This is a genomic window from Shewanella septentrionalis, assembly GCF_025370265.1.
Classification (GTDB): Bacteria; Pseudomonadota; Gammaproteobacteria; order Enterobacterales; family Shewanellaceae; genus Shewanella; species Shewanella hafniensis.
This window is the reverse complement of sequence record NZ_JAMTCC010000089.1, coordinates 1-3,940: the sequence shown is the minus strand read 5'-3', so window position 1 is coordinate 3,940 and position 3,940 is coordinate 1. Positions and strand designations below refer to the sequence as shown.

At 44.9% G+C, this 3,940-nt stretch carries 2 protein-coding genes; both read right to left on the bottom strand.

The annotated features are described in order from the left end of the window. Nucleotides 1-34: 34 nt before the first annotated feature. Nucleotides 35-1,246, bottom strand: a complete 1,212-nt coding sequence (locus NE536_RS22475; protein WP_261274074.1) for a porin — start codon at nucleotides 1,244-1,246, stop codon at nucleotides 35-37. 223 nt (nucleotides 1,247-1,469) lie between these two features. Further along, nucleotides 1,470-3,917 carry a DNA polymerase II gene (locus tag NE536_RS22470; RefSeq protein WP_261274075.1) on the bottom strand — a complete coding sequence of 816 codons (2,448 nt, stop codon included), beginning with the start codon at nucleotides 3,915-3,917 and terminating at the stop codon, nucleotides 1,470-1,472. Nucleotides 3,918-3,940: the final 23 nt, after the last annotated feature.

The following is a 3,940-nucleotide window of genomic DNA, read 5'->3' as shown; positions in this document are numbered from 1 at the left end:
CTGAAAAGGTTCTTACTTTAAAGAACCTTGAAACTTAGAGTGTGTAACGGATACCGATTGCTACGCCATCAGATTCAGAAAGTGCCATTCTGGCTTCTTGGTCTTTATCTGCGCTGGTGAAATCGCTGTAATCTTTACGTGCTTCTATGTACAGAACTGTGTTTGGATCCCATACAAAGTGCAATCCGACCACGACAAACTGACGTTTAAATTCATCGTTTGGATCGGCATTGAAGTTAGGCTGGATGACATAGTCTTTACCCGCATCAAGCACGTTGTAAGAAATGAATGGACGCAGGCCATTGTCAAACTTGTAAGAAACTAAACTTTCAATACCATAGGCATCTTTGATCAAACGACCAATATTGTCAGTGTCATGGTTTTCTTGTCTGTTGAAGTTCGCTGCGGCATATAAACCATCGTTATCGAAGTTACCCCAAGTGATACCAGCACCGTAGATAAGATCAACCGCTGTAGTTTGTTCGCCGTTACCAAAACTCACATCAAACTCACCACGGTTTACACCCGCAGTTAACGTCAACATATCAGTGGCTTTATAAGTCAGCGCGCCACCATAGGTGTAGTTGTACTCAACTTGTTGAGCCGCTTTATCACCGCTTTCCCAGTTCGCTTGACACTGAGCTTGGCTGATATCATCCGTAGTATCACAGGTATAGAAGCTGCTGTTTTTTAACTGCGCTTGAACTGCGAAGCTAACATCGCCAAAGGCATTGCGATACTGGACCGTTTTATCACCACGACCCACACCGTTTACCGCGCCGTCATCTTTGTTATAAGTGTAAACACCTGCAGTGTTGCCGTCCCACACAAAACCGTAGTTAGTGTTGTAAACGACATCGTACCAAGCACCCCACTGCTTACCGATAGTCAGTGTTCCATAAGTGTCGTGGGACAGACCTGCGTAACCTAAACGGTTATAGAAGAACTCTTCTTGAACAGATTCGAAGCGATTGTTATAGACAATATCGCTATTACCAACTGGGTTTACACCCCACTCTAATTTAGCAAAGGCTTTCCAACCGTCAGTCAACTCACGATTAAAACCAAAATTAATGCGAGATGCGCCGTTAACAACCTCTGTTTCCCCTTGAGTGTTGATCACGCGTGCATCAATAAAACCACCGATTTCTACGGCATTTTTATTATCTTTATAGATCTCGATAGCTGAGACTGATGGTACTAAAAACATGGCTGCAAGCGCAGTTGCTACTAACGTCTTGTTCATTTGGTGCTTAACCTTTTTTTGTTTATGTTTTGCCAACGTCATTCCGTTGTTATATTTCCTTACAATTTCCACTTAAAGGGTAGCAAATTTTCAATATCCCCTCAAAGCGAAACCTAAAGAATATGTCGATTAACATCACAAAAACAAACCAGTTAACCTCTACAAAACAGGTTAAAACGCTACATTCGCCACTTATAGCAACACATAAAGAACATTAAAAACACTATATTAACAGCAGCTGCTTTGACGCAATATTCATGTAGTTTAGTTTCATTATCGAAAATACCGGCTCTGCAATAGGGCCAATTTGCTTATCAATGTAGTATTGGTAATCAATTGGTGACGTTCTGTACAGTAAGGGTTCCGGTCCATTTACAGTAATCAGGTAGTCAATTTGCGCCCCACGCTTGCCAAAAGTGGTGTCACCTGTTATATCGCATAGTTGCTGGGCGACTTTAACATGTGGTGAAGATTTAGCCGTGTAATCTTCGATATTGCGCCGCATGCGTTTACGAAATACCAAATCATTATCCAACTGACCATCAAGCAATTTTTCAAACACGCTGGCTAAATAAACACTGATATCCCTTTGGTTAAACATTCGCTCATAGAGTGACTCTTGGACTTTGCGCGCTAAGGGGCTCCAATCACTGCGCACTTGTTCCATCCCTTTAAAGGTGAGCTCTAGTTCATCGCTCTCATTGCGCCACGCGCCAACATAACGTTTTTTACTGCCTTCTAATGAGCCTCTTAAGGTTGGCATAAAGAACTGCTCGTAATGCCGTTCAAACTGTAACTCGAGAAAACTCTCAACTTGGTGATCAGCAAAGATTTTAACCTGCCACTTAGCATTGATATCTTGCGCCAGACTGTTACCCAAGGCGTTAATGTCTGAGAGATCAGGCTCGCTGCCAAGCCAGACAAAGGTCGAATCCGTATCGCCATAAATCACTTGATAGCCCATCTCTTCTATCCATGCGCGAGTTTGTTTCATGATTTGATGGCCACGCATAGTGATCGAACTTGCTAACTTTGCATCGTGGAACACACAACCTTGAGAACCTAAAACCCCATACAGCGAGTTCATGATAATTTTTATCGCTTGGGATAATGGCGCATTATGCTCACGCTTGGCCTTTTCTCGCTGCTCAGATAAGGCTTTGATAAGCTTAGGTAAAATAGGCTGTTGCCGACTGAAACGGCCGCCGAGAAACCCCGCAACACAGTCAGACTCCGGCAACTGCAAGCCTTCAATCAATCCCTTAGGATCAATCAAAAAGGTGCGAATAATGGAAGGATACAGACTTTTAAAATCGAACACTAAGATGTGTTTATACAGACCCGGCACAGAATCCATCACGTAGCCGCCAGGACTTTCAATGCCATCACTGGCAGGCTCTGCTGGAGCGACATAACCCGCTCGATGTAAATACGGTAAATACAAATGATTAAACGCCGCCACCGAAGCCCCTACTCGCCCAAGTTCTAAACCTGTCAGTTCGGCACGCGCGAGGGCAAAATCCCACAATTGAGTGTGAGTAAAAATATCCCACACTAGGCGGCTATCGGTAAGATTGTAATGCGCTAAGGCTTGTTTATCGGTCTTAAACAGCAGGTCAATTTCTTCAACGCGATTATCGACGTTATGAATGGCCTTGCCTTCACCTAATAATTGCCGCGACACAAATTCAAGCGAGAAACGCTCAAAGTGATAAAAAGCCGCCTTAAGCCAATCGATACCATCGAGTACCACACGGCCCGGTAAGACTAAGGTTTCTGGGCGAAATTTATTATCAACCTTCCAATCGAGCTTAGCGCCACCGCGGCCAATGGTGAGTGGAATACGGTGTAATAATGCACGGCGTGACAATAGCGCGAGATCGAAGCTCACCACTGACCAACCGATAATAAAATCAGGATCAAACTCATGGAACCACGCGATTAATCGATGAATAAGTGCAGCTTCATCGACCACCCATTCAATATACTCGGGGGCGTTTGATTCAGCTTCGCCCACCATGATCACTTTTTCATAAGTCTGCTTGAGGCTGCCTTGCCCCTCGGCTTGGCTACTGTCTTGACCATATAGCGCAACCGAATAGAGTAAACCCTCAAAGCTGCATTCAAAATCCAGTGAAATACAGCGTAAATTCACCGCCATTAAGGGGGCAATACTCTTTGCCCGCTCGGCGATAAACACGGGCAGCGAGTTAGCCACAAGACTGTCGCTAGTCGGCGCGAGTATGTTACTCGTCGCAGAGAAATACCCTAAAAATGCCACATCCAGCGCCACAAACCGCTCGATTAAATAACGCTGTTCGGGTCGAATATCGGCTTCAAATAAGGGGATGTCAGCATCTTTAGCGATACGCTGTAAGGTACGTAAACTATTGCTCGATTTGGCATAAACACCACTGACAGCGCCGCCTTTAAAGCTTTTGAGTGCTAATGGCACAAACCGCAATGCTTGACCCGGCGTTTGTAACTGTAGAGCCGCCACATCCGTTTGATGGCAAAAACAAATGTGTTCAGTACCTTGCACTTCCACCTGCACAGGGCCTTGGGCGGTAGCCAGATAATACTGCAACACTAAACTCCCATGACGATGAATCGCATGGCGTGTTAAGACTCGACCTTGTACACTAACGGCCGCGGTAGCCTCTGACTTCATCGCATGGGTTCCCAAATCGCATA

What these genes read in the sequence shown, in the direction of transcription:
- NE536_RS22475 (WP_261274074.1), bottom strand. Translation starts at nt 1,246, where the DNA reads ATGAACAAGACGTTAGTAGCAACTGCGCTTGCAGCCATGTTTTTAGTA.
- NE536_RS22470 (WP_261274075.1), bottom strand. Translation starts at nt 3,917, where the DNA reads ATGAAGTCAGAGGCTACCGCGGCCGTTAGTGTACAAGGTCGAGTCTTA.